The 26730-nt window shown below is 62.0% G+C and carries 23 protein-coding genes; 18 read left to right on the top strand and 5 right to left on the bottom strand.

Annotation, left to right across the window (positions count from 1 at the left end; translation table 11 throughout):
- Positions 1-39 precede the first annotated feature (39 nt).
- Positions 40-1038: a lysylphosphatidylglycerol synthase domain-containing protein gene (locus AC2S2E_RS06100; protein ID WP_476101019.1), complete on the bottom strand. Its 999-nt coding sequence runs from the start codon at positions 1036-1038 to the stop codon at positions 40-42.
- Positions 1039-1135: 97 nt separating this feature from the next.
- On the opposite strand from AC2S2E_RS06100, the gene AC2S2E_RS06095 reads away from it, so the two are divergent.
- The 6 genes from AC2S2E_RS06095 (at position 1136) to AC2S2E_RS06070 (ending at position 8793) form a co-directional block, all read left to right on the top strand.
- A complete protein-coding gene (locus AC2S2E_RS06095) occupies positions 1136-3748 on the top strand; it encodes an MMPL family transporter (protein WP_486524116.1) in 2613 nt (870 codons plus the stop codon).
- The gene (locus tag AC2S2E_RS06090; protein WP_486524115.1) at positions 3745-4488 is read left to right on the top strand and encodes a DUF2334 domain-containing protein; all 744 of its coding nucleotides are present in this window, start codon (positions 3745-3747) and stop codon (positions 4486-4488) included. Before AC2S2E_RS06095 ends, AC2S2E_RS06090 begins: the two co-directional genes overlap by 4 nt.
- Positions 4489-4597: 109 nt before the next feature.
- Complete coding sequence (locus AC2S2E_RS06085; RefSeq protein WP_476101013.1) at positions 4598-5599, top strand: hypothetical protein; 1002 nt, start codon at positions 4598-4600, stop codon at positions 5597-5599.
- A 3-nt stretch (positions 5600-5602) separates the two neighbouring features.
- Positions 5603-6127, top strand: coding sequence for a DUF2141 domain-containing protein (locus AC2S2E_RS06080; protein ID WP_476101011.1), 525 nt, complete (start codon positions 5603-5605; stop codon positions 6125-6127).
- A 110-nt stretch (positions 6128-6237) separates the two neighbouring features.
- Positions 6238-7407 (top strand): glycosyltransferase, encoded by a 1170-nt coding sequence (locus AC2S2E_RS06075; RefSeq protein WP_486524114.1) that lies wholly within the window; start codon positions 6238-6240, stop codon positions 7405-7407.
- 99 nt (positions 7408-7506) lie between these two features.
- Positions 7507-8793 (top strand): dipeptidase, encoded by a 1287-nt coding sequence (locus AC2S2E_RS06070; RefSeq protein ID WP_486524113.1) that lies wholly within the window; start codon positions 7507-7509, stop codon positions 8791-8793.
- A gap of 247 nt (positions 8794-9040) precedes the next feature.
- On the opposite strand, the gene AC2S2E_RS06065 is transcribed toward AC2S2E_RS06070, so the two are convergent.
- Positions 9041-11452, bottom strand: a complete 2412-nt coding sequence (locus tag AC2S2E_RS06065) for a S8 family peptidase (RefSeq protein ID WP_486524112.1) — start codon at positions 11450-11452, stop codon at positions 9041-9043.
- Between the two features lie 165 nt (positions 11453-11617).
- Here AC2S2E_RS06065 and dapD point away from each other — a divergent pair, with 165 nt between their 5' ends.
- From dapD to AC2S2E_RS06040, 5 genes are all read left to right on the top strand, one after another.
- Complete coding sequence (gene dapD, locus AC2S2E_RS06060) at positions 11618-12460, top strand: 2,3,4,5-tetrahydropyridine-2,6-dicarboxylate N-succinyltransferase (RefSeq protein ID WP_476101002.1); 843 nt, start codon at positions 11618-11620, stop codon at positions 12458-12460.
- Positions 12461-12491: 31 nt separating this feature from the next.
- Positions 12492-13274: a glutaminyl-peptide cyclotransferase gene (locus tag AC2S2E_RS06055; RefSeq protein WP_486524111.1), complete on the top strand. Its 783-nt coding sequence runs from the start codon at positions 12492-12494 to the stop codon at positions 13272-13274.
- Between the two features lie 33 nt (positions 13275-13307).
- Entirely contained in the window at positions 13308-13760 is a 453-nt protein-coding gene (locus AC2S2E_RS06050) for an ion channel (RefSeq protein ID WP_476100998.1), read from the top strand.
- A gap of 86 nt (positions 13761-13846) precedes the next feature.
- The gene (locus AC2S2E_RS06045) at positions 13847-15169 is read left to right on the top strand and encodes a NupC/NupG family nucleoside CNT transporter (protein ID WP_476100996.1); all 1323 of its coding nucleotides are present in this window, start codon (positions 13847-13849) and stop codon (positions 15167-15169) included.
- 6 nt (positions 15170-15175) lie between these two features.
- Positions 15176-15733: a thermonuclease family protein gene (locus tag AC2S2E_RS06040; RefSeq protein WP_486524110.1), complete on the top strand. Its 558-nt coding sequence runs from the start codon at positions 15176-15178 to the stop codon at positions 15731-15733.
- Between the two features lie 276 nt (positions 15734-16009).
- Here AC2S2E_RS06040 and AC2S2E_RS06035 read toward each other — a convergent pair whose 3' ends face one another.
- The gene (locus tag AC2S2E_RS06035; protein WP_486524109.1) at positions 16010-17338 is read right to left on the bottom strand and encodes a nucleotide sugar dehydrogenase; all 1329 of its coding nucleotides are present in this window, start codon (positions 17336-17338) and stop codon (positions 16010-16012) included.
- Positions 17339-17491: 153 nt separating this feature from the next.
- Here AC2S2E_RS06035 and wecB point away from each other — a divergent pair, with 153 nt between their 5' ends.
- Positions 17492-18646 carry a non-hydrolyzing UDP-N-acetylglucosamine 2-epimerase gene (gene wecB, locus AC2S2E_RS06030; RefSeq protein ID WP_476100990.1) on the top strand — a complete coding sequence of 385 codons (1155 nt, stop codon included), beginning with the start codon at positions 17492-17494 and terminating at the stop codon, positions 18644-18646.
- Positions 18643-19944: a UDP-N-acetyl-D-mannosamine dehydrogenase gene (wecC, locus tag AC2S2E_RS06025; RefSeq protein ID WP_476100988.1), complete on the top strand. Its 1302-nt coding sequence runs from the start codon at positions 18643-18645 to the stop codon at positions 19942-19944. The genes wecB and wecC overlap by 4 nt, the downstream gene beginning before the upstream one ends.
- A gap of 264 nt (positions 19945-20208) precedes the next feature.
- On the opposite strand, the gene AC2S2E_RS06020 is transcribed toward wecC, so the two are convergent.
- A complete protein-coding gene (locus AC2S2E_RS06020; protein ID WP_476100986.1) occupies positions 20209-20946 on the bottom strand; it encodes a molybdopterin-dependent oxidoreductase in 738 nt (245 codons plus the stop codon).
- A complete protein-coding gene (locus AC2S2E_RS06015) occupies positions 20943-21803 on the bottom strand; it encodes a cytochrome b/b6 domain-containing protein (protein WP_486524107.1) in 861 nt (286 codons plus the stop codon). The genes AC2S2E_RS06020 and AC2S2E_RS06015 overlap by 4 nt, the downstream gene beginning before the upstream one ends.
- 98 nt (positions 21804-21901) lie before the next feature.
- Here AC2S2E_RS06015 and AC2S2E_RS06010 point away from each other — a divergent pair, with 98 nt between their 5' ends.
- From AC2S2E_RS06010 to AC2S2E_RS05990, 5 genes are all read left to right on the top strand, one after another.
- Positions 21902-22228: a hypothetical protein gene (locus tag AC2S2E_RS06010; RefSeq protein WP_486524106.1), complete on the top strand. Its 327-nt coding sequence runs from the start codon at positions 21902-21904 to the stop codon at positions 22226-22228.
- Between the two features lie 171 nt (positions 22229-22399).
- On the top strand, positions 22400-23155 hold the full coding sequence (locus AC2S2E_RS06005; RefSeq protein ID WP_486524104.1) for a sugar transferase: 756 nt from the start codon (positions 22400-22402) through the stop codon (positions 23153-23155).
- A gap of 318 nt (positions 23156-23473) precedes the next feature.
- Entirely contained in the window at positions 23474-23740 is a 267-nt protein-coding gene (locus AC2S2E_RS06000) for a hypothetical protein (protein WP_476100978.1), read from the top strand.
- A 460-nt stretch (positions 23741-24200) separates the two neighbouring features.
- Positions 24201-24746 carry a polysaccharide biosynthesis/export family protein gene (locus tag AC2S2E_RS05995; RefSeq protein ID WP_476100976.1) on the top strand — a complete coding sequence of 182 codons (546 nt, stop codon included), beginning with the start codon at positions 24201-24203 and terminating at the stop codon, positions 24744-24746.
- Positions 24747-24838: 92 nt separating this feature from the next.
- Positions 24839-26728 (top strand): acyltransferase family protein, encoded by a 1890-nt coding sequence (locus AC2S2E_RS05990; RefSeq protein WP_486524103.1) that lies wholly within the window; start codon positions 24839-24841, stop codon positions 26726-26728.
- The last annotated feature ends 2 nt before the right edge of the window (positions 26729-26730 follow it).

Here is a 26730-nt window from a genome sequence, read left to right as displayed (position 1 = left end):
AGGGCCCCCGCCCTTTGCCCGCCGGAGGCAAAACCTGCGCTACTCCCCCCGCCGCCGCGCCCGATATTCCAGCACCGGCCACATCAACAACGCGCTGCCAAACGCCAGTTCGCGCAAGCGCAGGATCAGGCTAAGCGCCAGAGCCTGGGGCGCGGCAACGCCCATGGCCGCGCCGGCCAGAACCGCGCCCGCCTCCTGCATGACAAGGCCGCCCGGCACGAAAAACAGGATCATGCGCGCCGCCGTCGCCGCGCTTTCGATGGCAAAGGCGGCATAGAGCGAGAGGTTCATGCCAAAGATATGGGCGGCGATATAGACCTGAAGCCCGGCCATGCTCCACGCAAAGAAATGGAGGATGATGGCCAGCGGCATGCCGGTACGCTGCCGTGCCAATTCGCGGCGCATCAGGTGGATTTCGGCGCGCAGGCGGCGCCCGGTGCGGGTCTGGATAAAGCGCCGATGATGCGCGCTTTTGCGCCACAACCGCCACCCGACATAGGCCAGCACCGGCACGGCCAGCAGGCCCCACCAATCATGCCCGCCACCCGATGCCGTGGGCACCGCCCCGCCCTCGCGCCGCCAGTTCCACAGAACATAGCCCGCCAGCGCCATATAGGGCAGTTCGGCAATACATTCGGCAATGATATCCAGCGCGCGCAAGGCCACCGCCGCGCGCCCTCGCCCGCCCAGCAGCACCACGGCCCGCGCCCCCACCACATCGCCAAGGCCGGGTGGAAACAATAGCAGCGTATGGGCCGCATCGCGCACCAGTCGCGCAATCAGGCTGGAGCGGAACGGAATGCCGACCTTCAACGCCTGTTGCGCCGCCGTACACAGCAGGATCGCGACGAATTGCACCGGCAAAACCGCCACCACCGCCCATGGGTCGATGGTCTGCACCGCCTGCGCAAACATCTGGCGCAGGCCCTTGTTGGCCGCCACCATGCCCAGCAATCCGGCAAGCAGCAATACCGAGGGCAACATGGCGCCCCAACGGCGGCCGGATTTGGTCCCGGTCTGGGTCTTGGTCTGCGTCATGCCATATATCTCATGGCCGCGCGCGATAGGCGCATGCGCCTCATTGGGCAAGGTTGTGCCTTGTTTGCGCCCCAGTTTTCGGTCAGAGCAACCCGCGATGATCACCGCCCGTCTGACCCCCGCCATTCTGCGCGCCATTCGCGCGGCATCCCGTCGCCCTGCGGCCACGCTGGCCGTGGCTTTGGCCTTTGTGGTGGGGGCTTTGTTCTATGTGGCGGGGCATTTTGCCATGACCACCGACACGGGCGAATTGATCAGCGCGAAAACGCCATGGCGTCAGGACGGCGCGGCCATCGAAGCGGCCTTTCCGCAATTGAAGGATTCGATCCTGGTCGTGGTTGACGGGCAAACGCCCGAACTGGCCGAGGATGGGGCGATCCGGCTGAGCGATGCGCTGGGCAAACTGGGGCCAAAAGGGCCGGTGATTTCGGTGCGGCGCCCCGATGGCGGCGCGTTTTTTGACCGCTCCGGCCTGCTCTTTGCCGATTTGCCCGAGGTGCAGCAGACCACGCAGCGCCTGATCGATGCGCAGCCCCTGCTGGGCGGGCTTGCGGGTGATCCCAGCCTGCATGGCATTGCCACAACCATCGACACGGTGGCCGATGGCGCATCGCGCGGGACGCAGGATGCCTCGCGCCTGGCCGAACCTTTGGCCAAATTGTCCGCCGCGATTGACGCAAAACTGGCGGGCAAGGTGCAGTATTTCTCGTGGCAGCGTCTGTTTTCGACCGACAAGGGTTCGCTCGCGCCGCCCACGCGCCGTTTGCTGATCGTGATGCCGCGCATGGATTATGGCGATCTGGAACCGGGCGATGCGGCGGTAAAGGCCATCCATGCACAGGCCGCCCAATTGGGGCTGGATGCCGCCCATGGCGTGCGGGTCGGGATCACCGGCGAAGTGCCGCTGGCCGATGAGGAATTCGCATCGATCCGTGAAGGGATGGGGCTGATCGGGCTGGGCATGTTGGCCGCGATGCTGGCCTGCCTGTGGCTGGCCACGCGTTCGGCCAAGACGGTGGCGGCGATCATGGTGACGATCATCGCGGGTCTGGTCATCACGCTGGCGCTGGGCCTGTTGACGGTCGGGCGGCTCAATCTGATCTCGGTGGCGTTTATTCCGCTCTTTGTCGGCCTTGGCGTCGATTTCGGGATACAGGTGGCGGTGCGTTTCAACCATGAACGCCGCGCGGGCGCCGCCCCGATCGAGGCGCTCGAACGCATGGCCGCCGCGATTGGTGAGCCTTTGAGCCTTGCGGCGGCGGCGATTTTTCTGGCGCTGGGCGCGTTTTTGCCGACCGATTATATCGGCATTGCCGAATTGGGCGTGATTGCGGGCATGGGCATGGTCATAGCCTTTGCGCTCAACATCACGCTGCTGCCCGCGCTGCTCATCCTGCTGCGCCCCGCCGTGCCCGCCAAGGAAGTGGGTTGGTCCGGGGCCGCGCCGCTCGATGCTTTCCTGCACCGTCACCGCCGCGATATTCTGATCGCCTTTGTCGGGGCTATGCTGCTCTCGGTCGTCACGCTGGTCTGGGTCAAGTTCGACTTTAACCCGCTGCATCTGCGCAACCCCAACAGCCCGGCGATGCGTGAATTGTCGATCCTGATGAAGGATGCCGACCGCACGCCCAACACGATCACCATCCTGACCCCCAATGTCGAGGCGGCAGATGAGCTGGAAAACCGCCTTTCCCGCCGCAAGGAAGTGGCCCGCGCCATCACCATCGACAGTTTCGTGCCCGAAGCGCAGGGGGTGAAGCTGGCGCTGATTTCGGACGCTTCGCTGTTGCTGGACGCGACGATCAACCCCTTCGATTTCCCGCCCGCCAGCGATGATGCGACAACGGTGGCCGCGCTGACGAAAGCGGCTGCTTCGCTCAAGGCCTTGTCGGCCCGGCCCGGCGCAACCGCCGTGCCCGCAGCGCAATTGGCCAACAGCTTTACCGCTCTGGCCGCCGCCACGCCGGCGCAGCGCGAGGCGGTGAGCGCGATGCTGGTGCCCCCGCTGGGCCTGACGCTGGACAAGATCCGCGCCTCGCTGACCGCCAGCGAGGTGACGCGCGAAAATCTGCCCGAAGATATCCGCCGCGACTGGCTCGCCGCTGATGGCCGCGCCCTGGTTCAGGTCACGCCCTCTGGCAATGGCACCGACAATGCCACCATCGAGCGCTTTTCCGCCGCCGTCCGCGCCGAAGCGCCCCGCGCCACCGGCCTGCCCATTGCCACGCAGGAGGCGGCCAGGACCGTCAGCCATGCGTTCATCGTCGCGGGCCTGCTGGCGCTGGCGCTGGTGTCGGGGCTGTTGTGGCTGGTGCTGCGTTCGGTGCGTGAGGTGGCCTTTACGCTGGCCCCGGTGGTGCTGTCGGGGTTCCTGACGCTGGGGACATGCGTGGCGATTGGGCAACCGCTCAATTTCGCCAATATCATCGCCTTTCCGTTGCTGTTCGGGGTGGGCGTGGCGTTTCACATCTATTTCGTCATGGCGTGGCGTTCGGGCGTGGGTGATTTGCTGCAAACCTCGCTGGCCCGCGCGGTTTTGTGCAGCGCGCTGGCCACCGGCTCGGCCTTTGGCGCCCTGTGGTTCAGCGCCCATCCCGGCACGGCCAGCATGGGGCTGATCCTGATGCTCTCGCTGGTCTGGACGTTGATCTGCGCTTTGATTTTCGAACCGGCGCTGCTTGGCCCGATCCCGAAGAAGGTGAAACCATGAGCCGCGAAAAGATCCTTTTGGCCTCGATCCACGATGTTGGCCCGCGGGCCGAGGCGCAGGTCGATCAACTGGCCGATCTGCTGACCGACCTGCTCCATGGGTTGAATTTTGCCATGCTGGTCGTGCCCGATCATTGGAGCGAGGCGCCGCTGGCCACCAATACCGCCTATCAGGCCAAATTGCGCCGGTGGTCGGAACTGGGGGTGGAAATGTTCGTCCATGGCTGGTTCCACAAGGATCTGGCCCAGCACAGCGGCGTCGCGGCCTTCAAGGCCAAGCATATGACGGCCAGTGAGGGCGAGTTTTTGGGCCTGAGCCAGGCCGAAGCCACGCGCCGGATGAGCGATGGGCGCAAGCTGATCGAGGATATTATCGGGCGCGAGACGGCGGGCTTTATCGCCCCGGCATGGCTTTATGGGCCGGGCGCAATGGCCGCTCTGGCCGAATCGGGCTTCCCTCTGGCCGAGGATCACATGCGCGTTTGGCGGCCGCAGACCGGCGAAACGCTGGCCCGCGGCCCGGTTGTGACATGGGCCAGCCGGAGCAAGGGGCGACAGCTTTCCTCGCGCTTCTTTGCCAGCCTCGCGCGAGTGGGGCTGCATGGGCTGGATGTGGCGCGCATTGCCGTCCATCCGGGCGATACCACTGTTCCTGAACTGATTTCTTCAATCCGAAAGACCTATACCAGCTTTGCCGCGCGTCGCCGTCCGGCCCGCTATGGCGAATTGCTGCAAAACTGAACGCCAGCCCCATCGCGTGTTCAGCCACGGTTACAACCCAATGGCCTAGGACAATGCCCTAAGTTGCCCACTGGCAATATGGGGCAAAGCCTGCCAAGGCGGCGCCACTATGAATGAAACGAACCCGACAGGCACGGATTCTTCCGTGGCAAAGCAGGATGCACCAGAGATGTTGACCCAAGGCTTTGCCCATGGCGAAGCATCCGAACCAGCACCGGTTCGCGACATCGCGCTGGAGGAAGCAGGCAAACAGCGCCTTTCGCGCATTGCCGGTTTTGCCAGCTCGCTGATCTCTCTGGCCATTCTGGTCGTGGTGGCGGTGCGCCTGCTCGATCTCAACCCCAAGGGATTGATCGAGATGGTGCCCCGGTCGGCCCCGTTCTGGATCGTGTTTGCGATCAATTACATGATGCCGCCGCTGTCGGAATGGGTGATCTATCGCCGTTTGTGGCGCATTCCGGCCTCGGGCATCCCGGCGCTTTTGCGCAAACAGGTGTCGAATGAATTGCTGATGTCCTATCTGGGCGAGGTGCAATTCTATGCCTGGGCGCGGGCGCGTTTGGGCATGGTGACGGCCCCGTTTGGCGCGATCAAGGATATGGCGATCCTGTCGGCTTTGACGGGCAATATCGCCACGTTGATCATGTTGGGCGCAGCCTGGAAGATCATCCAGTCGGGCGTGATGGGCAAGGATACCACCACGGTCTTCACCTCGCTGGGCGTGGTTTTGGTGACGTCCTTTGTCATTCTGCTGTTCCGGCAAAAGCTGTTCTCGCTGCCCCGGCGGGAATTGTGGATCATCACCGGCGTCCATTTTCTGCGCATCATCGGCTATGTCGGCCTGACCGCGCTGATGTGGCATCTGGTGCTGCCGGAGGTGGCCTATGGCATCTGGCTGGTGCTGGCGACATTGCGCATGCTGATTTCGCGCCTGCCGCTTGTCCCTTATAAAGACGCGGCTTTTTCGGGGCTTGCCATCTTCCTGATGGGACATGATGATCAGATTTCTTACCTGCTGGCGATGATGGCGGTCCTTTACCCGATTGCCCACATCATCATCGGCACGGTGTTTGCAACCGTCGACCTTATCACCTCGCGCAAAGAAGGATAAAGCATGGCCTTGTTGTTGCCCCTGATCCTTGCCGCCGAAGCGCCGGCCAAGCCGGTGGTGCCGCTGGCCTCTACGCCCGAATTGGGCAAGGCCGAGGGCAAATGCCGCCCCGGCGAGAGCGGCCCGGCGTTCCTTGTCGATGTGGTCGGATTAAAGGACCGCACCGGCAAGCTGAAGCTGGAAGTCTATCCCAACAATGACACCGACTTTCTGATGGATGACAATGTGCTTGTCTATCAGGGCAAGGCGTTCCGCCGGTTCGAGGAAGAAACTCCGGCCAGCGGCAATGTCCAGATCTGTATCCGCGTGCCTTCGGCCGGGCCTTACTCGATCATGCTGCTGCACGACCGGGACAATAACCGCAAATTCGGCTGGTGGGTCGATGGCATCGGCTTTGCGTCCAACCCGCGTCTGGGCTGGCACAAGCCCAAGGCCGCCGCGACCAAGGCCGTTGCCGGCAATGGCCCGACGCATGTCAGCATCACGTTGAATTACCGCAACGGTCTGGGCATGTCGCCGATCAAGTAATACCTGTCGGCGGCGTAAACCTGTTGACGGCAAGGCCTTGCGCTTTGCCGCCACAAACGCCACATGCCGCCCATCGGGAATACGGACCTGTCACGGACAGGAGGGGCCAGTTGCGGATCGTTGATGTTTGCGCGTTTTACACGCCCCATGGCGGCGGGGTAAAAACCTATGTCGAGCAAAAGATGCGTATTGGTCCCGAGCTGGGCCATGAGATCATCATCCTGGCCCCTGGTGACCGGCATGAGGTGATCGAGCGCGGCCCTATGGCCCGGATCGTGACGATCCCGGCGCCGCGCTTTCCTCTCGACCGCAAATATTGGTATTTCAAGGATGAGGATGCGCTGCACGCGGCGATCACCGCCCTTAACCCCGATTTCCTCGAAGTCTCCTCGCCATGGCGCAGCGCCAGCATGGTCGCGCGATGGCCCGGCGATGCGCCGCGTTCGCTGGTCATGCATGCCGATCCGCTCTCGGCCTATGCCTATCGCTGGTTCGAACCGATCATGAGCCGCGAGGCGATCGACCGCAGCTTTGAGCCTTTCTGGAAGCACCTGCGCGAACTTGGCCATCAGTTCGAGCGCGTGGTCTGCGCCAGCGGCGAATTGCGCGACCGTCTGGCCGCAGGGGGCGTGGCCCATACCGTGCTGCACCCGATGGGGATCGAGGCGGGATTGTTCAGCCCCAAGCGGCGCAGCGCCACCTTGCGCCGCCGTTTGCTGGAGATGTGCGGATTGCCGGAAAGCGCGAAATTGCTGATCGGCGTCGGGCGGCTCAGCCCCGAAAAGCGCTGGCCGATGATCGTGGATGCCGTCGCTGCGGCCAGCCAGTCTATGCCAATCGGCCTGGTCCTGTTGGGCGCGGGCAATCAAAAGACGCGGATTTTGAAGCAGATCGCGGGCAATCCGCATATCAAGCTGCTGAAACCCGAAAAGGATCGCGCCAAATTCGCCACTATTCTGGCCAGCGCCGACGCGCTGATCCATGGGTGCGAGGCCGAAACCTTCTGCATGGCCGCCGCCGAGGCGCGAGCCAGCGGCGTTCCGGTGATCGTGCCCGACCGTGGCGGCGCGGCCGACCATGCACGCGGGGGGGCAGGCGTCACCTATAGCGCGGGCAGCGCCATGGCCGCCGCGCGCGCCACGCTGCGGCTGCTGCGCAATCTGCCCAAGGCCCCGCCAGAGGTGAAGATCGTGTCCACGCAGGGCCATTTCGAAGCACTTTTCGCCGATTACGCCACCGCAAGGCGCGGCGAAGGGCCGGAAAACATGGCGGTCGCCTAAAACTCCCTTACACTGATGTTGATACGCGCTTTGCCCCTCTTGCGCCGCGCGGGGGGATGGCCTTTGGTGCGCGCCAAACATTTCTCATGCGGAGCTTTCATGCGACACGCGATTACCGGCGCCCTTGCCCTCCTGCTCTCCACCACCAGCCTGCTGGCCGCCCCGGCCCAGACGCCCGAACAGATCGCGGCCGCCGCGTTGAAGGAGGCGCCGGTGTGGGACGGCCATATCGACGTGCCCGAACAATTGCGCGACCGTCGGCACAATGTGCTCAAAGGCTTTGATTTCCACGACACCACCCAGGAATTGGGCGATGAACGCTGGAGCACCGATGGCAAGCGCAAGGTCATGCCGATGCAGACCGACCTGACCCGCATGAAGCAGGGGCATCTTCAGGCCGTGTTCTGGTCGGTCTATGTCTCGGCCAATCTCAATGACCAGCAGGCGGTGCAGGCCACGCTGGAACAGGTCGATGTGATGAAGCGCGTCATCGCCGCCAACCCGGCTGAAATGCAGTTCTGCACCGATGCCGCCTGCGTCGAAAAGGCATGGAAAGCCGGCAAGGTCGCCAGCCTGCTGGGCGCGGAAGGTGGCCATTCGATCGGCGGTTCGCTGGCCGCGCTGCGCACGTTGCATGAAATCGGCGTGCGTTACATGACGTTGACGCATTTCAAGACGATTGCATGGGCCGACAGCGGCACCGACGCCCCCCAGCACAACGGCCTGACCGACTTTGGCAAGGATGTCGTGCGCGAGATGAACCGGTTGGGCATTCTGGTCGACCTGTCGCATGTCAGCCAGAAGACGATGATGGACGCGCTGGACGTTTCGGGCGCGCCGGTGATCTTCTCCCACTCCAACGCGCAGGCCATTTCCGGCCACCCGCGCAACGTGTCCGACGCCGTGCTGGACAAGGTCAAGCTGAACGGCGGCGTGGTCGCGGTCAACTTCTTCCCCGGCTATATCAGCCCCGGCCAATACACCTGGAACGCGCAGCGCGCAGGCGTGATGGCCACGCAAAAGGCGCTGCACCCCGACCGGCCCGACGTGGCCGCCGCCGCCCTTGCCGATTGGGAAAAGGCCAACCCCAAGCCCGTCGCCACGCTGGCCGATGTGGTGGCCCATATCGACCATATCAAACAGCGCATCGGCATCGACCATATCGCGCTCGGCTCGGACTTTGACGGCGGTTCGGTGGGGCTGCAAGGGTTGCCCGATACCTCCGCCTATCCCGCGCTCTTTGTCGAACTGGCCCGCAAGGGGTACACCAAGGAAGACCTGAAAAAGATCGCCAGCGGGAATTTCCTGCGGGTTCTCAAAGCGGCAGAGGCCTATGCTCTGGTGCATAAGTCGGATCCGGTGATCGAGAATCCGACGACGTTTTAAGGTTTAAGGGATTTTGCCTCCGGCGGGCCAAGGGACTCGGTCCCTTGGCAATCCCATGATTGGGGTGGCGCGTGATGGCGGGGTTATCTTTGGTTGGAATTTTTAAAGCCTGCGGCGCGGCATCCTCTGGGGTAAAAGCGCCGCAGGCTTTCAACCCCATGCGCCAAAAACCATCCATCCAACCACACACCACCCCATATCGGGATTGTTAAGGGCCCCCGCCCTTAACCCGCCGGCGGCACACTCCCTAAAACCCCTTCCTCCACGTCATACTGACCCCGCCATCATCGGGCAGCGCCGCATAATGCCCCGGATCACGGCGCCAGAACAGGTTCAGCCCCGCCGATCCGCCTTTTAACGGAAATTGCCACGCCAGTTCGGCATCCACTTCGCGCCCGGTCGGGGCCAGAGACAATCGCCGCACGCCCCACACCGCGCCCGCGTCATAGTCATAGGCCACGGGCAGCTGGAAATTCATACCGCCCCCGGCCACACGCAAGGGCTGCGACACGCGCAGGGCCAGAACATCGCCATATTTAAAGAAATTGGCGATGGAACCATCCACCACCCAGCCATTGGACACCAACGCCGAACCCGCACCAATAAAGCCCGATCCGCGCACCTGGGTAAACCCCTGCCGCCATGCCGCGCCGAAATGGAAATCGGGATAGGGCCGCCAGCCCAACGCCGCATCGACAAACACAGTATCCGCCCCATGCGCGCCCAGCGCCGGATTGAACCGCGCGCCCAGAATGCCGCGCTGCTCGCTCATCCAACTGGCGCCGAGGCTGGCCTCCATGTCTCCGCGCCGCCGGTCAAGGGCGAAACCGAAACGCTGCACCAGATCGCGATTGTCCGCGCGCCTTGCCGCACCAACCATCTGCCATGGCGCGCCGGTCCATGCATAGCCCTGCTGGCCCATCATGGTCAGGCCCCATTGGCCCAAACCCCTCCTGATCGCCAGCGAAGTTTCCCCGCTGCGAAAGAATCCTGTATCCTCCAGCGGATTGCCCGCCACCATGAACGCGGGGCGGTCCTGCCCCTGCAACGAGGCCACCAATCCATCGGCGCCTTGCGACATGGCAAAACCCATCGACAGGCCCGGCGCCACCCGCGCAATCACCCGCCCAGCCAGAACGCGCGCGGCGGCCGCATCCTCCTGAGAGAGCCGCAGCGCCCCCGACCATGGCAGGGCCAGCGTCCGCCCCGTCGCATCCACGCTGAAGGCCATGGCCACCGCGCCGCCGCCGACCGAAAAACTGCGGTTCTGATTGACCAGCGCCGGGGCCAGTTTAGGCACCAGCGACGCCCCGCGCAGCCCATTGGCCAGATTGACCCCAAAGGCCCGCCCGTAACCATCCAGCACCACCGAGGCGAGCGAGGCCCCCTGCGCCGCATCCCCCATGGCGGGCGATGTCACCGCATTGGTATCGCCCAGAACCAATTGCGTCATCGTTCCGGCCAGCGCCGTCGTCCCTTGCGCATTAAACGCCGCGGCAATGTTCAACATGCCCCGCCCATAGGTCGTATCCTGACCGCTGCTGCCCAGATCGGTGGCGGTGGAGAGCAGGATCGAGACCGCCTGTGTCGCGGTCAGATTGGGAAAGGCTTGCCGCAAAAGCGCCACCGCCCCCGCGATCTGGGGCGCGGAAAAACTGGTGCCATTATAGACGGTTGTATAGGTGGCCCCGCCCGACACCGTGGTTTTGATCACTCCATTTTCGTAAAGGCAGCACACCTGCTCGCCCCGCGCGGTCAGATACCATTCCGCCTCGGTCCCGGCGCGGTTGGAAAAGCTGGAGATCGTGTTGGTCGATCCGACCGATCCGGCGATGATGACATTACCATTGCCCGCCGCGCGCAACCCTGCGGCAAAGGCGTCGACCTGGGCGCTGGAATCATTGCCCGCCGACACGACGATGACCACCCCGGCGCTGGCCGCGCTGGCGATGGCATTGGTGACATTGGTGTTGGGGGTCGATCCGCCCAGTGAAATATTGATGACCTTTGCCCCGGCGGCCAAGGCCGAGGTGATGCCGCGCGCAATCGCATTGTCGGAAAAGCTGCAACCGTCGGTGGTGGCGCAACTGCCCACCGAATCGGCGCGCATGGCGGCAATGGTGGCGTTAAAGGCCATGCCCATCACCCCCACGCCATTGCGCGCGCCCGCCGCGACCAGCGCCGCGATCGTGCCATGATCGCTGTCCGCATTGGCCAGCCCCCGGCTGCCCACCAGATCGGTTGAGGCGCTGGAGATGCGTCCGGCAAATTCGGGGTTTGTGGTGTCGATGCCGGAATCGACAATGCCGATGGTCACGCCCTGTCCGCTGGCGCCGGCGGCCCATGCGGTGATCGCGCCATGTTGCGACGGGCCGGTCGAGCGGTTGTATTCTGCGGTCTGGAAACTGGCCGATGGGGTGGGCGTGATGATGGGGGCCGGTGTCGCGGTGGGTGTGGCCGTAGCCGTCGCGGTGGGCGATGCTGTGGGCGATGCTGTGGGCGGGGCGCTTGCGCTGGTGGTGCCGCTGGGGGTGGAATTGACCGAGCCGCCGCCTCCACCACCACAGGCCGCCAGTCCGGCCAGCCCCACCCCCACCACCGCCGTCAATGGCAGGCGGCGGATCAATGCCAACCCGTTTTGCAACCCATGCCTTTTCATCTGTGCCCCCCGACCGCGCCCCCCGCGCCATACTGATATATTGCACCCCTTGCGGTAAACACCGGGTAACGATCCGCCTTCTGACTTGTTCTATGGCGCATCAGGCGATAGGCGCTGTGGGTAAATATGGCTTTCGCCAGTCCCCTTCGCAAAGAGGCCCTGCACATGACCGACTTTACCAACCTTGCCGCCGCCATCGAGGCCGCATGGGAAGCCCGCGACACCGTCACCCCCGCCAGCGCCGACGTTCGCGCCCATGTCGAAGAAGCCTTTGGCCTGCTGGAATCGGGCGCGGCGCGCGTGGCGGAAAAGATCGACGGCGAATGGGTCGTCAATCAGTGGCTGAAGAAGGCCGTGCTGCTGTCGTTCCGTCTGAATGACAATGCCGTCGTCCCCGGCGGCGCAGCGGGCGCCCCGGCCTTTGACAAGGTGGCCAGCAAGTTCGACGGCTATGACGATGCCAAGTTCCGCGAAGGCGGTTTCCGTGTCGTCCCCGGCGCCGTTGCCCGCGCCGGTTCGTTCATCGGCAAGAATGTTGTGCTGATGCCCTCTTTCGTCAACATCGGCGCCTATGTGGGCGAAGGTTCGATGGTCGACACATGGGCCACCGTCGGTTCTTGCGCGCAAATCGGCAAGGGCGTTCACCTGTCGGGTGGCGTGGGCATCGGCGGCGTGCTTGAACCGCTTCAGGCTGGCCCGGTCATCATCGAAGACGGCGCCTTCATTGGTGCGCGCAGCGAAGTCGTCGAAGGCGTCATCATCGGCGAAGGCGCTGTGCTTTCGATGGGCGTGTTCATCGGCGCCAGCACCAAGATCGTCGACCGCGCCACGGGCGAAGTCCACATCGGTCGCGTGCCGCCCTATTCGGTGGTCGTCCCCGGCTCGATGCCCGGCAAGCCGCTGCCCGATGGCACGCCGGGGCCGAGCCTCTATTGCGCCGTGATCGTCAAGACCGTCGACGCGCAGACCCGCGCCAAGACCGGCATCAACGACCTGCTGCGCGACTAAGCCCATGCGCTGGGCGTCGCTTTTACTCGCCGTGCTGGCCCCGCTGGGGCTGGCGTCCTGCGCGGTGGCCGACGCCCAGACAGAGCGCGCGACCAAGGTTCCGGTGGCGGCGGCGCAGGTTTTGCGCCGCCTGCCCCATGACCGCAAAGCCTATACCGAAGGGCTGTTCATCCATGGCGGCGCGATGTTCGAAAGCACCGGGATGGAAGGGCGATCAAGCCTGCGTAAGGTCGATCTGAACACCGGACGGGTGCTGGAACAGACGGATCTGCCCCGCCCGCTGTTTGGCGAAGGGATTGCGCCGTGGCGTGATCAGATCCTGATGCTGACATGGCGCAATGGTGTGGGTTTCCGCTTTTCGCGCTCCGGTTTCAAACCGCTGGGCCGCTTTACCTATATGGGCGAAGGCTGGGGCATGACCACGCGCCCCGATGGCGGCGAAATCATCATGTCCGATGGCAGCAACACATTGCGTTTCATCGACCCCGCCACTTTCCGCACCAACCGCCTGTTGACGGTCACCGCCGATGGCATGGGCGTGGATATGCTCAACGAATTGGAGTGGGTGAACGGCGAAATTCTGGCCAATGTGTGGATGACCAGCCGGATCGCCCGGATCGATCCCGCCACGGGCCGGATCAAGGGGTGGATCGAACTGGCCGCCCTTGCGCGTGAAGCAGCCGCCACTGGGCCGGATCAGGTGGCCAATGGCATCGCATGGGACGCGGTTGGCAAACATCTCTATGTCACGGGCAAGGAATGGCCGGTGATGTTCGAAATCGCCATTCCGGTGGCATCGGCCAAGCCCCATTGACGCATCCGATGGACAAGGCGCACGCAAACCGTCATGTCACCATCCGTGATGGGCAACAATCTGTTCGCGCAATTTGCGGTATCCTCAGTCATGGTCGTGCTGTGCGTGATCGTGCATGGGTTTGGCCTGTTCGGCCTGACCCGCGCCTTGCGCAGCGAGGCGAATGTCGAGCGTCTGCGCCATATCCGCCCTTTATCGCCACGCGGGGCGATGTTCACCCTGTCGATTGTCATGGCCATCATTGCGCTGCATGGCGTTGAAATATGGGCCTTTGCCGTTGTTTATGTGGCCGTTGGCGCGGTTCAGGGGCTGGAGCCTTCGCTCTATTTCTCGACCATCTCCTATTCGACGGTGGGATACAGCGACATTCACATCACCAACCAATGGCGTCTGATCGGCGCGTTTGAGAGCATTTTGGGGATGCTGCTGCTGGGTTGGTCCACATCGTTCTTTTTCCGCATGCTGGGGCGGATCGACGCGCATTGATATGGGCTGTGGATCGCGCGCTTGCGGCGCGGCGCACCGTGCTTTACCGATGAGAGGCAAGCGCCAAAACGGGAAACGCCTCTTTCATGCCGATTATTCATAGCCTGCTGGGAATGCTGCTCATTCTGGGGATCGCTTTTGCGCTCTCTTCCAACCGGCGCGCGGTGCAGCCCAGAGTGGTTCTGGCCGCTTTCGGGCTTCAGGCGGGTCTGGCGGCGCTGGTGCTGTATGTTCCGGCGGGCAATGCCGCGTTGCAGGTCGTGGCGGGCGGCGTTTCCTCGCTCTTGGCCTATGCGCATTCGGGGGTGGATTTCCTGTTCGGCCCTCTGGCCAAGCCTGAAATCGGCGGGGCCAGCTTTGCCATTTCGGCGCTGCCGGTGATCATCTTCTTCGCCTCGCTGATTTCGATCCTCTATTATCTGCGAATCATGCCGCTGGTGATCCGCTGGATCGGGGGCGGCCTTGAAAAGATCACCGGGATCAGCCGCATCGAATCGCTCTGCGCGGCCAGCAACATCTTTGTCGGCCAGTCCGAAGCACCTCTGGTGATCCGGCCCTATCTGGCAGCATTATCGCCGGCGCAATTGTTCTGCGTGATGACAGTGGGCATGGCGGGCGTGGCAGGCACGATTCTGGCCGCTTATGCCAGCATGGGCATCCGCATCGACTATCTGGTGGCGGCCGCATTTATGTCGGCGCCGGGCGGCATCTGCATGGCCAAGATCATGATGCCCGATCCGCGCACCCCGCCGCCGGTCGATGGCGATCTGCCGGAAAACATGGTGCCGCCTGCGGGCCTTGCCGCCGCAGCGCTCAACCGCGCCGATGTGACGCATCAGCCCGGCGTCCATGTGGACGAGCCCGTGCCCCTGCCCCATGACGAAGAACGCCCCGCCAACATCATCATGGCCGCCAGCGAAGGCGCACAGACCGGCGTGAAGCTGGCCGTGGCGGTGGGCGCGATGGTTCTGGCCTTTGTGGCGCTGGTGGCGCTGGCCAATGGCATGGTGGCGGGCATCGGCCATTGGTTCGGCATTCCCGACCTCTCGTTCCAAAAGGTGCTGGGCTATCTCTTCGCGCCGATTTTCAGCCTGCTGGGCGCCCCCACATGGGCCGAGGCCATGCGTGCGGGCGGGATGTTCGGGACCAAGATCGTGCTCAACGAATTCGTCTCCTTCATCGATCTGGGTCAGGCCAAGGAATTGTCGGCCAAGACCGTGGCCATCGTCACCTTTGCGCTTTGCGGCTTCGCCAATTTCTCGTCCATCGCGATCCAGATGGCCGTGACCGGCAGCCTTGCCCCCAACCAGCGGCCGCTGATCGCCAAGCTGGGGCTGAAAGCTCTGGTCGCAGGCGCGCTGTCCAATCTGATGAGCGCGGCATTGGCCGGCATGTTCCTGTCGCTGTAACGCCCCATGTCGAAAAAATGGGATGAAGAATGGGCCGCGTCCATGCCCACGCGCGCGCGGCCAAAGCGCAAAGCGGGCATCGGCACGGTGTTCATCAGCGTCGTCGTCCTGATGGGTGTCAGCGTGGTCAGCACGCGGTGGAAGCAATGGACCACGCCCGCGCCCACCGGCATCACCGCATCCGACCTGAAACCCGACAGCAGCGACAGGGAAGCCGCCCATTTCGCCCTGTGCAAGGGCAAGGTCCGCGTCACCTGTGTCGTGGATGGCGACACGATCTGGTACAAAGGCGACAAGATCCGCATCGCGGACATCAACGCCCCCGAAATCAGCCACCCGCAATGCGACTATGAAGAAGAACTGGGCGACAAGGCGCGCGACCGGTTGATGGGCCTGCTCAATGCCGGCTCCTTCTCCGTGGTGACAGAAGGCAGCCGCGACACCGACAAATATGGCCGCAAATTACGCGACATCACCCGGGGCGGAAAAAGCCTTGGCGATGTGTTGGTCAGTGAAGGTCTGGCCGAAAAATGGACCGGGCATCGGCGGGATTGGTGTCATTGAAGTTTTGAGGCTTTTAAGGTGCCTCCGGCGGGTTAAGGGCGGGGGCCCTTAACAATCCCGGTATTGTCTGTGTCGTGCCCTGCCTCTGCCAAGGCCGATTTACGCGCCGTCACAAATATAAAGCCTGCGGCGCTTGAAGGTAGAACCTCTCCGCGCCGCAGGCTTTTCAAATCATGGCATTAGGAGCCAACCTGCCCACCTCCCGCCACCCCATTAATGGGATTGCAAAGGGACCAAGTCCCTTTGCCCGCCGGAGGCATCAAACCCTGCGGAAAATCACAAAGTCCAATCCGCCGCATCCCCCAGTTCACCCTTGAGGTCAGCCAGCGTACCGCCCGCGTTCAAAAGCCCGCGCAAAGCATCCCCGCCCATTTCGTAATATTCACGATGCGGCACGGCCAGAACGACCATGTCATAGGTTCGTTCCAGCGCATCATGGACCAGCGGAATGCCATATTCATGCATCGCCTCGTCGCCATCGGCATGGGGGTCGTGGACGGCCACGCCATGGCCCAAACGCCCCAGCGCCGAGACCAGATCCGCCACTTTCGAATTACGCAGATCGGGGATGTTTTCCTTGAAGGTCAGGCCCAGCATCAGCACGCTGCCGGTCTTGCCGCCGCGCGCCTTGTGCAATTCCTTGGCCACCCAACCGGCCATGCCGTCATTGATGCCGCGCCCCGACAGGATCACGCGCGGATCGAGGCCAAGCTGTTCGGCCCGATGCGACAGATAGTATGGATCGACCCCGATACAGTGCCCGCCCACAAGGCCCGGCGAAAAGGGCAGGAAGTTCCACTTCGTCCGCGCCGCCGCCAGCACATCCCAGATCGAGATGTCGAGCTTGTTAAAGATCTGGGCGATCTCGTTCATAAAGGCGATGTTGATGTCGCGCTGGGCGTTTTCGATCACCTTGGCGGCTTCGGCGGCCTTGATGCTGGCCGCGCGGAACGTGCCGCCGCTGGTGACGGAACCATAAAGGTGCGCCACGCGGTCAAGGATTTCGGGGGTCTGGCCCGAAACGACCTTGGTGATCTTGTCGATCGTATGTTCCCGGTCGCCCGGATTGATGCGTTCGGGGCTGTAACCCAGAAAGAAGTCCTTGCCGCACAAAAGGCCCGAATGCGCCTCAAGGATGGGGGCGCAAATATCCTCGGTCACGCCGGGATAGACGGTGCTTTCGAACACCACCACCGGCACGCGCCCTTCGGCAACCGCGGCGGGCAGCATCGCGCCCACGGTCCGGCTTGCCGCCTCGACCATGCGCAGGTCGGGGCGATTCGCGCCGTCGATGGGAGTGGGCACGGTCACAATGTAATAATCGGCCGGCGGACACACATGCGGATCGGCGGCCAAGGCCAGCGTGCTGGCCGTTAACCGGTCGCGGTCGATTTCGCCGGTGCGGTCATGGCCGGTGTTCAATTCATCGATGCGGCGCTGGTCAATATCCAGCCCGATCGTGTCAAATTTACCCGCCAATGCCACGGCTAGAGGCAGGCCGACATAGCCAAGCCCGACCACCACCACGCGGGTTGCGCGCTGCGCTGCGTCCACAGCGCCAAGCGATACTGGCGCGGCATCACCCACCGCAACCTTGGAATACATATACGTCAAAGCGAACCCCCTCTGGCGGCTCGGCATGGAATTTGCCGCCAGGAGGCTTAAACCCAAGGCTCTTATAACACAGTTAACACCTGCGAAGCTAAAACAAGTCAAGCAATCCGGGGCCCTGCGCCGCCATTACAGCAGAGTATTTGCATGACCGATTCGCCTGCACAGAATTCAGCGGCCAAGATTCTTGTCATATTCGGTACAAGGCCCGAAGCGATCAAACTGTTCACCGTGGTCGAGGCGCTGAAACAGGATCCGCGATTCGAACCCATCGTATGCGTTTCGGCGCAACATCGCGCGATGCTGGATCAGGTGCTGGACATTGCAGGTATTACGCCGGATTACGACCTTAACCTGATGCGCCCGAACCAGACGCTGGACGGGCTGACCGCCGCGCTGCTGACGGAACTGGGCGCGGTGATGGATCGGGTACAGCCCGCCCGCGTCATTGTTCAGGGTGATACGGCCACGGCCATGGCGGGCGCCTTGGCGGCCTATTACCGCAAATTGCCCGTCGATCATGTCGAAGCGGGCCTGCGTTCGGGCAATATCTATCACCCATGGCCCGAAGAGGTGAATCGCAAGATTATCGGGGGCATCGCCTCTTTACATTTTGCACCGACCACGACCAGCGAGGCGGCGCTGCTGCGTGAAAACGTCAGCGCGGATCGGGTCCATGTCACCGGCAACACGGTGATCGACGCGCTGCATTGGGTGCTGGCGCGAATCGAAACCCAGCCGGAATTGGCCAGCGGACTGGATGAATTGGCGCAGCGTTTCAAAGGCAAGCGCATCATCGGCGTCACCAGCCACCGCCGCGAAAACTTTGGCGAAGGCATGGAAAACATCGCCAGCGCCATCCGCCAGATTGCCGAGCGGCCCGATACGGCGATCATCTTCCCGGTACATTTGAACCCCAATGTGCGCGCGGTGATGAATGAGCGGCTGGTGGGCCTTGATAATGTCGCGATGATCGAGCCGCTCGATTATCCGCATTTTGCGCGTTTGCTGTCCATGGCCGAAATCATGTTGACCGATTCGGGCGGGGTGCAGGAAGAAGCGCCCGCTCTTGGCAAACCTGTATTGGTCATGCGCGAAACCACCGAGCGGCCAGAAGGCGTTGTTGCAGGTACTGCGAAACTGGTCGGCACCGATTCTTCGCGCATTGTTTCCGAAATCTTCAGCCTTCTTGACGATAAGGCGGCCTACGAAGCCATGGCGCGCGCCCACAATCCCTTTGGAGACGGGCAGTCCTCGCGCCGCATCGTCGAAGCATTGGCGCAGGAGGTATGGGGCGCATGAAATCGGACAAGAAGCCTGACGTTTGTGTAGTCGGGTTGGGGTATATCGGCCTTCCCACCGCCGCCATTGTCGCCCGTTCGGGGTGCCGTGTGCGCGGCATCGATGTCAGCCAGAAGGTCGTGGACACGATCAACCGCGGCGAAATCCATATTGAGGAAGTCGATCTGGACGGTCTGGTCCATGCGGTCGTCGGTCGCGGGCTGCTGACCGCCTCGTTGGAGGTGGCGCCGGCCGATGTGTTTGTCATCGCCGTGCCGACGCCCTTTGGGCCGAACCACGAACCGGACGTGTCCTATGTGCTGACGGCGGCGCGCTCGATCGCGCCGGTGTTGAAGCAGGGCGACATCGTGATCCTGGAATCGACATCGCCCGTTGGCACCACCGAACAGATCCGCGATCTGTTTGCCGAGGCGCGGCCCGATCTGAAGATCCCCGGCCTGACCCGCGATACGCCCGATGTGTCGATCGCCTATTGCCCGGAACGCGTGTTGCCGGGGCGCATCCTGCACGAGTTGACCGAAAATGACCGCTCGATTGGCGGCATTACCCCGCGTTGTGCGCGCAAGGCGGTCGGCTTCTACAAGATCTTTGTGCGCGGCCAGTGCATCGCCACGGACGCGCGCAGCGCGGAAATGACCAAGCTGGTCGAAAACGCCTATCGCGACGTCAACATCGCCTTTGCCAACGAACTGTCCATCGTGGCCGACCGCATGGGTCTGGACGTGTGGGAGGTCATCAAGCTGGCCAATCGCCACCCTCGCGTCAACATCCTGTCGCCCGGCCCTGGCGTTGGCGGCCATTGCATCGCGGTCGATCCGTGGTTCATCGTGGCCAGCGCCCCCACCGAAACCCCGCTGATCCGCACCGCGCGCGGCGTGAATGACGGCAAGATCCACCATGTCATCGCCAAGGCGGACGAGTTGATCGCCCGCTATCCCAATGCCCGCGTTGCGGCGCTGGGTCTGGCGTTCAAAGCGAATATCGACGATTTCCGCGAAAGCCCGGCGCGCCTTGTCGCCGCCACCCTCGCCCGCAAATATCGCGAGCGGATGAGCATCGTGGAACCCTATGCCACCGCCCTGCCCCGCGAATTCGAAGGCACCGGCGCGACCCAGATCGACCTCGACGAGGCGCTGGAGGAATGCGACATCCTTTTGGTGCTGGTGGATCACGACGCCTTCCGTCAGGTCCCTCTGGCCGAGCGCGCGGGCAAGATCGTCTATGACACACGCGGCATCTGGCCGGATCAGCCCAAGGGTGGGGCTGAGGTCAGTGAAGGATTGCGGTTGGTGGGGTGAGTTTGCCTCCGGCGGGCAAAGGGACTCGTCCCTTTGCAATCCCATTAATGGGGTGGCGCTGGATTTGCAGATTTGGGCCTGACTAATGAATTTTAAAGCCTGCGACGCGGCACCCTTTGGGACCAATGCGCCGCAGGCTTTATCATTTCAACATGGCGTCCGACACAAAAGGCCAAAGCCATGGCGCAACATAGACAGTACCGGGATTGTTAAGGGCCCCCGCCCTTAACCCGCCGGAGGCCCCCCCCCAGAAATCCAAAAAACTCAAATCCCCCCATACCACTGATACCCCGCCACATCCTCCCAATACCCCCCCTTGCCGCCATACAGCCCGGCCAGTGTATCGCGCACCTCGATCCGCATCACATATTTGGCCTGTTTGTACCCCAACTGCCGCTCGACGCGCAGACGGACCGGGGCGCCATGTTCCAGCGGCAATTCGCGCCCGTTCATCGCCCAGGCCAGGATCGTCTGCGGGTGGAACGCGTCGATCAGGTCGATGCTTTCGTAATAGGGATCTTCGTCGGTTTTGTCGGCGCAATGGAACACAACAAAGCGCGCCGACGGCATCAGCCCCGCCATGGCCAAAATCTGACCCAGTTGCGGGCCTTGCCATTGGCCGATGGCGGACCATCCTTCGACGCAATCATGGCGGGTGATCTGGCGGCGCTGGGTCATGGCTTTGATCGCGGTCAGCGGCAGATCGAGCGGGCGTTTGACCAACCCATCGACCCGCAGCGACCATCGCGCAAACCCTTGCGCCGCATGGGCGGCCCAATCCGCGTCACCCTGTGTATTGCCGTTGGAGCGGAAGGTTGGCGACAAATCCGCCTCACGAAATTCACGCGCCAAGGCGTCACGGCCCAGCAGCAGGCGCTGTGCCGGCATGTGCAGTCCAGCCGCACCTTCGACCCAGCCTTCTATCGCAGGCTGACGTACGATTCGGTCACAACCGGATAACAGCAAGCCCCCGCCGGCAATCAGGCTCCGTCTGGAAATCATGACGCCTTCTCCTGCCGCCAGCCGGTGATCATCCCTCGCATCTGATTGATCGGCCCGGAGGCCAGCACCATTGCGACATGCACAACAACAAAGGCCACTATCCCGCAAAGCCCCAGAAAATGCAGCGAACGCGCCGATTGTCGCCCGCCCAAAACATCGACCAGCCAAGGCGCCGCCGCATCCATCCCCGGCGACAGGGCCAAACCCGACGCGATCATCAACGGCAACAGGCCAAACAACACGCCCGCATAGGCCAGCTTTTGCAACACACCATAGGCGCCATCGTGAAAGCGAAAGCGCAAATGATCGACCACATCGCGCCCAATCACCCGAGGCGACCACTCCGAAATCGTGATGTGCAAATCCCGCCTGATATGCCCATTGATCAACGACCAGAGCAAATAGGCCGCCAACCCAAAGGCCAGCACCAGCCCAAAGGCCAGATGCCAGCCGCGCGCCATGGCCAGATCATAGGTCGAGGGCAGCGTCATCCACCCCAGAAAGGCCAGCGCCAGCTCCGCCCCATCGGCCCCGCGCGACAGGCCGAACACGCCGGTTGTTTCCACCGTATGGTTCAAAAAGGTGATTCCCCCATGATTCACCCCCGCATCATCGGTCCATGCGCCCAATTCCAACCATGCCGGATCGTCATTGGCTCCATAGGCGCCCCAATAAAGTCGCGGGTGGGCATTAAAGATCATCAGCCCGCTCATCCCCATCACCAGAATGACCAGCGCATTGATCCAGTGCCAAATTCGCGTCGAGAATCGGTGACGACGAACCAGATCGCGTCGCAGGTGACTGCTCTCACGCCGGATTCGGCCGCGAAATGGGGTGAAATTCTTGTCCTCATCCATCGCGCAAACCTATGTCAGCGCCCCGTTTCCGACAAGATAGGACCAAATCCGTAGCGTCGATATGTGCGCACGCCATGGCGTTTGCGTAAACTTGCCCGATGTTCAGCCGCCCATTCCCCCGCAATTTGGCAAATTACGCCCCACATCGGGGCGAATTTGTCGCGGCGCGTTCGGCGGCAAAGCATGCGTTCAATCGTGGTTTTATGAGCATGCCGCACGCTGTGGCCAACCGCCATGGCGCGCCCGCATCCGGGCCAACGCTTGATTTCGCAACCGCACAAAAATTCATGCCCCGAGATCAGGGCAAAGCGCGAAAAACCGCGCCAAACCTTGGTTGTAATCGTCTGTTGTTCGCGCCTCACGCCGCGCTGAAAATTTTCGCGATCTGGCGAAATTTCGAGCCGTACAGGCAAGCAAATTCATAAAAATTTTGAATATTTTTTATCCGGAACGCTGAAAATGCAGAACTGGCAATAAAACCACAATCAACACTTGGCCTGCTTCTATCCAGCATTTCGTACCATTTCGGATGCGTCACCGTTTAACTGAACACGTCACAAATACTACGCTGCACTGCACACAAGGGGAGTCATTCTATGGTTGCAATGCCTGCGCAATCCATCGCTTCGACCAGAGCACACGCTGTCAAAGTCGAAGATCGCCCGGTCAACACCCAATTGCTCTTCGACCGCAATGACTGTTCGGCGGAGCAGGAATGGGACGATTCTCTGGATGATGCCAAAGGTCTCGATTGGTTTCGTGTCCTTGATATCGTCCTCTCGCTGGCGGCGCTTATTGTCTTTGCGCCCTTGCTGGTGCTGGTGGGCCTGGCGGTCAAATTGACCAGCAAGGGACCGGCCGTTTTCCGCCACCGCCGAATCGGGCGCGATGGCAAGGAATTCTATTGCTTCAAATTCCGCACCATGGTCTGCGACGCCGACAAAAGGCTGGCGGAACTGTTGCGCGACAGCCCGGCGGCGCGCGCGGAATGGGAACGGGACCACAAATTGCGCAACGATCCGCGCATCACCCCAATCGGCGGCTTCCTGCGCAAGGCCAGCCTTGATGAATTGCCGCAGATTTTCAACGTCCTGTTCGGCACGATGAGCTGGGTTGGACCGCGCCCCATCGTCGCGGGTGAGGTGATCCGTTACGGCCACCGCTTTACCGCCTATTGCAAGGTGCGCCCCGGCATCACCGGCCTGTGGCAGATCTCGGGCCGCAACGACACGTCCTATCGCCGCCGCGTGGCCATGGATGTCCTGTATGTCCGCACGCGCAGCCCGATACTGTACAGCAAGATCATCTTTGGCACGATCCCGGCCGTGCTGCGCCAAAGCGGCTCTTATTAAGCTCTCTTGAGGCTATTATCGGGCGGTTGAGCTTATCAATTCAATCGACTGCTCCCGCCCGATCCCATTTCCCTCCCGAAATATAACATTTTAACAGGCCCCATCAGACCGGCGTTCGGTGCGATCTGGTGGGGCTTTTTTCATGGGCGCCTTATTGGACGTGGCGAACGACCGCCGCGCTCAAACCCGCAAACAAGACGCTCATGCCCAAATATGGAACAACCCGTACTCCAATGGAATTTATGATAAACCAGTGATGCTAACGAAGAATAAGTCCTAGTTGTGTAGAAGGGGGGGCACAGCAGAAGGATGTGTCAAATGAAACTGAACAGTGTGATCGGACTTTCTTTGGCAACCGCGAATAACGTGGACCACAATCCGCAGGACAATCGAGTTATCAAAGTGATGTTCGAAAAGCATTCTCGCCGCACCAGCAAGTATCGCATCGTGCCGCAGAAGGTTGTTTCGGAAACGGTTCGCTTTGACGGCAAATATTCTCCCGCAGTCCGCCTTGGCCTTCTGGCTGCTGGCACGGCACTGACTTGGGGCGCGGTTTTTGGTCTCGCCAACCTGCTTCTTAATTAACACATTACCGCTTCGATTCGGCCGCAGCCCATGCGGCCTCTCCCTCTTGCGCCTTGGGCTGTCGACGCAAACTGTCTCAGCCCTAGCAAGCCATTCGCTCCAATCTGGTTCGGCACGCCCCCGGCACGATCGGCTCCATGGCCCGTCATGCCGGGCATTTGCCGTGGTGGCATGCATGGGCCACAAACCTATTTCCAGATCAGCACCAGAAATCCGCCCGAAACCTTAACCGGCAAACCCGGTGTTTGCTTCAAAACGAACACAGTTACGGCCTGATACATATTATTTCATGCTACGCACAATCACCTCATGCGGCTTGCTGATGCATGTCCGCAAACTTTCACCTGATCGCGTTGACGACAGGTTATTTGTCAGGAGTGATTGGTCCATGCGCTCAACACAAGCCGGCAGGCATTTTCTTGGCTTGGGTCTTGCTCTTATCCTGTCCATTCCCTTGGGAATGTCACAGGGTGTGGCCCAAACCGCCCCCGCCCCCCGCATCAACGCCGCCAATGTGGCCGATGCCGCCTCTTCCGTGCCCAGCGACTATCGCTTTGGCGCAGGGGACCGGTTGCGCATCACCGTTTACGGCGAAACCTCGCTGACCGGCGAATATGCGGTGACCAGCGGGGGCCTGATCTCCTTTCCACTGATTGGGGATGTGGTGGCGGGAAACCGGACACGCAGCGAGATTCAGACGACGATCCACGACCGACTGGCCGCGGGCTATCTGCATGATCCGCGTGTGGCGGTCGAAATCGTCGATTTCCGCAATTTCTATGTCCTGGGCGAAGTGAACAAGCCGGGCGAATATCCCTATCGCCCCAACCTCTCGCTGGAACAGGCCATCGCGACGGCGGGCGGCTTCACCTATCGCGCCAGCCAGAAGAAAATCATGGTCCGGCACAATAGCGAGGACAGCTATCACCCGGTCAAGGCCGACGCCAACACGCCCTTGCAACTGCAACCGGGCGACACGGTCAAGGTGGGTGAGCGCTTCTTCTGATCCGGGGCGGACGGGCAATCGCCAGGCGGTCAAAGCCCTCCCAAACCCGCAGCGCATTCCAACCCTTTGGCGGCAGGTAACAGGAGCATGGGATGATTGTTTCGGCCAGGCGCGATGACATTGACGGCCTGCGTTGCGTCGCCATTCTGTCGGTGCTGCTGTTCCATTTCGGGTTCAGCTTCATCCCCGGCGGTTATACCGGCGTCGATGTGTTCTTTGTGATTTCGGGCTATGTCATCACCAAGAGCATCCATCACGATATTGCCAAAGAGCGTTTCAGCATCGGCAATTTCTATTTCAAACGCTTTCGCCGCATCACGCCGGCCTTTGCCGCCACGCTGCTGTTGACCAGTGTTGCGTGCTATTTCCTGCTGCTGCCCGATGATCTGATCGATTTTGGCAAATCGGCGGCGGCGGCCAGCGGCTTTGCCTCCAATTTCTATTTCTGGAAAACTTCGGGCTATTTCGCCAGCGCGGCGCAAACCAAACCTTTGCTGCACACTTGGTCGCTCTCGGTCGAAGAGCAATTCTATATTTTCGCGCCGATCCTGATCTATGCCCTGACGCGCCTGTCCACGCGCAAAAGCCTGTGGGCGCTGGCGGTCATCATGTTGATCAGCCTGTGCGCCAGCGTTGCCGCGATCTTTCTGGCGCCGACATTCGGCTTTTTCGGTCTGCCCTCGCGCGCTTGGGAATTGCTGATCGGGGTCTGGCTGGCCACGCGCGATCCCGATTTGTCATTGTCCCGAACACAGCGAGAAGCGCTTGGTTTTATCGGCGCGGGTTTGATCGGCGCGGGCATGTTGTTCCTGCATGAGGATGACCCGTTCCCCGGCTGGTATGCGCTGCTCCCCTGCCTTGGCACGGCATTCTGCATTGCGGCCGGGACGAATGCCCGTGGTCGTTCGGAATTGAGCATGGTGGGCCGCGCTCTGTCATGGCGTCCCGCCGTGTGGATCGGGTGGATTTCCTATTCGGTCTATCTGGTCCATTGGCCCATCGCCGCGCTGTTCCAATATCGCATGTTGCGCGCACCCACCCCGGTTGAGGGCCTGATCATGGCCGCCATCAGCCTGATGCTGGGCCTGCTGTCATGGCGCTTTATTGAACAGCCCACCCGCCATATCGATCCGCGCTATATGCGCCATGTGATCGTGGGCGGCGTGGCCACCGGGCTGGCCGGGGTGGCTTTTGGACTGGTTCCGGTAATGGGCGATGGCTTTGCCGGACGCTATCCCCTTTGGCATCAGCAAAAGGTCGCCGGTCTGGAGGATTGGGGCGGCGCGCAATGTTTCCATCAGGACCCCACCACGCCCATCGATTGGGATGCGGCCAAATGCACCCGCATCCACGGAGAAAAGGGGCGCATTCTGTTGTGGGGCGATTCATTTGCCGCGCAATATACGCCGGGCATTTTGCGCCATGGCGCGCTGATCAACTCGGACGTGTTGCAATATACGTTTGCCGGATGCCCTCCGCTGCTCAGCTATAATTCGCTGGCGCGCACGGGATGTCGGAAATCGAACCAGCGTATCCCCGATCTGATCCGTCAGCAGCATATTGACACCGTCGTAATGGCCGCGAAATGGACCGATGTGCCCCGGCACACCCTGCTCGAATTGCCCGATACGATTGAGACTCTGCGCCGTGCCGGGGTGCGGGTGATCATCATCGGCCAATCGCCCGAATTTGCGATGGACGTTCAGCGGATCGACTATCTTTCGGGTCAAATGACGCAGGGGGACAAAAGCCGGTGGATGACGTCGGTGGACGCCGATTTCAACGCAAGGATGGTCGCTCTGACCAAGGGCGCGAGTTTCATCGACCCGATGGGCGCCTTTTGTGATGGCCGCCTTTGTCAGTACAAGTCCGGTTCCGCCTATTACTTCGTCGATTACGGCCATTTCTCACGCGAAGGCAGTATGCGGGCGGTCGAGGCCTATTTCCCCTCGATGGCGCAACGTCGCGGCGTGCAATTGTAATT

This window comes from Novosphingobium sp. 550D (assembly GCF_057401885.1).
The sequence above is the reverse complement of the archived record's forward strand: the minus strand, read 5'-3'. Positions and strand labels throughout refer to the sequence as shown.

What these genes read in the sequence shown, in the direction of transcription:
- AC2S2E_RS06020 (WP_476100986.1), bottom strand. Translation starts at nt 20,946, where the DNA reads ATGATTTCCAGACGGAGCCTGATTGCCGGCGGGGGCTTGCTGTTATCC.
- wecC (WP_476100988.1), top strand. Translation starts at nt 18,643, where the DNA reads ATGAAATCGGACAAGAAGCCTGACGTTTGTGTAGTCGGGTTGGGGTAT.
- AC2S2E_RS06035 (WP_486524109.1), bottom strand. Translation starts at nt 17,338, where the DNA reads ATGTATTCCAAGGTTGCGGTGGGTGATGCCGCGCCAGTATCGCTTGGC.
- AC2S2E_RS06015 (WP_486524107.1), bottom strand. Translation starts at nt 21,803, where the DNA reads ATGGATGAGGACAAGAATTTCACCCCATTTCGCGGCCGAATCCGGCGT.
- AC2S2E_RS06090 (WP_486524115.1), top strand. Translation starts at nt 3,745, where the DNA reads ATGAGCCGCGAAAAGATCCTTTTGGCCTCGATCCACGATGTTGGCCCG.
- AC2S2E_RS05995 (WP_476100976.1), top strand. Translation starts at nt 24,201, where the DNA reads ATGTCACAGGGTGTGGCCCAAACCGCCCCCGCCCCCCGCATCAACGCC.
- AC2S2E_RS06045 (WP_476100996.1), top strand. Translation starts at nt 13,847, where the DNA reads ATGCCGATTATTCATAGCCTGCTGGGAATGCTGCTCATTCTGGGGATC.
- AC2S2E_RS06085 (WP_476101013.1), top strand. Translation starts at nt 4,598, where the DNA reads ATGAATGAAACGAACCCGACAGGCACGGATTCTTCCGTGGCAAAGCAG.
- AC2S2E_RS06040 (WP_486524110.1), top strand. Translation starts at nt 15,176, where the DNA reads ATGTCGAAAAAATGGGATGAAGAATGGGCCGCGTCCATGCCCACGCGC.
- AC2S2E_RS06005 (WP_486524104.1), top strand. Translation starts at nt 22,400, where the DNA reads ATGGTTGCAATGCCTGCGCAATCCATCGCTTCGACCAGAGCACACGCT.
- AC2S2E_RS06010 (WP_486524106.1), top strand. Translation starts at nt 21,902, where the DNA reads ATGTTCAGCCGCCCATTCCCCCGCAATTTGGCAAATTACGCCCCACAT.
- AC2S2E_RS06065 (WP_486524112.1), bottom strand. Translation starts at nt 11,452, where the DNA reads ATGAAAAGGCATGGGTTGCAAAACGGGTTGGCATTGATCCGCCGCCTG.
- AC2S2E_RS06070 (WP_486524113.1), top strand. Translation starts at nt 7,507, where the DNA reads ATGCGACACGCGATTACCGGCGCCCTTGCCCTCCTGCTCTCCACCACC.
- AC2S2E_RS06100 (WP_476101019.1), bottom strand. Translation starts at nt 1,038, where the DNA reads ATGACGCAGACCAAGACCCAGACCGGGACCAAATCCGGCCGCCGTTGG.
- AC2S2E_RS06080 (WP_476101011.1), top strand. Translation starts at nt 5,603, where the DNA reads ATGGCCTTGTTGTTGCCCCTGATCCTTGCCGCCGAAGCGCCGGCCAAG.
- wecB (WP_476100990.1), top strand. Translation starts at nt 17,492, where the DNA reads ATGACCGATTCGCCTGCACAGAATTCAGCGGCCAAGATTCTTGTCATA.
- AC2S2E_RS05990 (WP_486524103.1), top strand. Translation starts at nt 24,839, where the DNA reads ATGATTGTTTCGGCCAGGCGCGATGACATTGACGGCCTGCGTTGCGTC.
- dapD (WP_476101002.1), top strand. Translation starts at nt 11,618, where the DNA reads ATGACCGACTTTACCAACCTTGCCGCCGCCATCGAGGCCGCATGGGAA.
- AC2S2E_RS06050 (WP_476100998.1), top strand. Translation starts at nt 13,308, where the DNA reads ATGTCACCATCCGTGATGGGCAACAATCTGTTCGCGCAATTTGCGGTA.
- AC2S2E_RS06000 (WP_476100978.1), top strand. Translation starts at nt 23,474, where the DNA reads ATGAAACTGAACAGTGTGATCGGACTTTCTTTGGCAACCGCGAATAAC.
- AC2S2E_RS06095 (WP_486524116.1), top strand. Translation starts at nt 1,136, where the DNA reads ATGATCACCGCCCGTCTGACCCCCGCCATTCTGCGCGCCATTCGCGCG.